Annotated in this window: 2 rRNA genes (1 of these 2 only partly in view); both read left to right on the forward strand. The window is 57.3% G+C overall.

Going from position 1 to position 1,765, the window contains the following annotated elements:
• Window positions 1–1,526: ribosomal RNA gene (locus tag EV186_RS38640) — 23S ribosomal RNA — on the forward strand; it begins 1,688 nt to the left of the window's first position.
• A 111-nt stretch (window positions 1,527–1,637) separates the two neighbouring features.
• A 5S ribosomal RNA gene (gene rrf / locus EV186_RS38645) occupies window positions 1,638–1,754 on the forward strand.
• The last annotated feature ends 11 nt before the right edge of the window (window positions 1,755–1,765 follow it).

Consider the following 1,765-nt stretch of genomic DNA (forward strand, 5'->3'; position numbering starts at 1 on the left):
GAAGTGGTGGAGCGCGGGACCTGAGCTGGTAGTAGTCAAACGATGGGGTGACGCAGGAAGGTAGCCCGGCCAGCGAGTGGTAGTGCTGGTGTAAGCGTGTAGGGAGATCGGTAGGCAAATCCGCCGGTCACATATCCTGAGACGTGAGGCGACCCCGAATGAGGGGCTAACAGGGTGATCCTATGCTGCCGAGAAAAGCCTCTAGTGAGTGTCCATGCGGCCCGTACCCCAAACCGACACAGGTGGTCAGGTAGAGAATACTAAGGCGATCGGGTGAACTGTGGTTAAGGAACTCGGCAAAATGCCCCCGTAACTTCGGGAGAAGGGGGGCCGAAGCACCTGAAGCTCTTCACGGGCTAGGGTGAGTTGGCCGCAGAGACCAGCGAGAAGCGACTGTTTACTAAAAACACAGGTCCGTGCGAAGTCGCAAGACGATGTATACGGACTGACGCCTGCCCGGTGCTGGAACGTTAAGAGGACGGGTTAGTCCCTTCGGGGGCGAAGCTCAGAATTTAAGCGCCAGTAAACGGCGGTGGTAACTATAACCATCCTAAGGTAGCGAAATTCCTTGTCGGGTAAGTTCCGACCTGCACGAATGGCGTAACGACTTCTCGGCTGTCTCAACCGCAGGCCCGGCGAAATTGCACTACGAGTAAAGATGCTCGTTACGCGCGGCAGGACGGAAAGACCCCGGGACCTTTACTATAGCTTGGTATTGGTGCTCGGTTCGGCTTGTGTAGGATAGGTGGGAGACTGTGAAGCTGGCACGCCAGTGCTGGTGGAGTCAATCTTGAAATACCACTCTGGTCGTACTGGGTGTCTAACCTCGGACCATGATCTGGTTCAGGGACAGTGCCTGGTGGGTAGTTTAACTGGGGCGGTTGCCTCCCAAAGGGTAACGGAGGCGCCCAAAGGTTCCCTCAGCCTGGTTGGCAATCAGGTGTTGAGTGCAAGTGCACAAGGGAGCTTGACTGTGAGACTGACGGGTCGAGCAGGGACGAAAGTCGGGACTAGTGATCCGGCGCTGGCTGGTGGAAGCGGCGTCGCTCAACGGATAAAAGGTACCCCGGGGATAACAGGCTGATCTTGCCCAAGAGTCCATATCGACGGCATGGTTTGGCACCTCGATGTCGGCTCGTCGCATCCTGGGGCTGGAGTAGGTCCCAAGGGTTGGGCTGTTCGCCCATTAAAGCGGTACGCGAGCTGGGTTTAGAACGTCGTGAGACAGTTCGGTCCCTATCCGCCGCGCGCGTAAGAGACTTGAGGAAGGCTGTCCCTAGTACGAGAGGACCGGGACGGACGAACCTCTGGTGTGCCAGTTGTCCCGCCAGGGGCATGGCTGGTTTGCTACGTTCGGAAGGGATAACCGCTGAAGGCATCTAAGCGGGAAGCCTGTTCCAAGATGAGGTCTCTCACCCCTTTTGAGGGTTAAGGCCCCCAGCTAGACCACTGGGTTGATAGGCCAGAGATGGAAGCCCGGTAACGGGTGGAGTTGACTGGTACTAATAGGCCGAGGACTTGCCCACAAACATGCTACGCATCCACTGTACGGTGTCTGAAACACCAACCAGCTGCTGGAACAGCAGCCCGATGAGGGCGTGTTGTTCGCGTTGGTTGAATTGTGTGTTTCATAGTGTTACGGCGGTCATGGCGGAGGGGAAACGCCCGGTCCCATTCCGAACCCGGAAGCTAAGCCCTCCAGCGCCGATGGTACTGCACTCGCCAGGGTGTGGGAGAGTAGGACACCGCCGGACTTAATTTCCAG

This window comes from Labedaea rhizosphaerae (genome assembly GCF_004362825.1).
GTDB lineage: Bacteria > Actinomycetota > Actinomycetes > Mycobacteriales > Pseudonocardiaceae > Labedaea > Labedaea rhizosphaerae.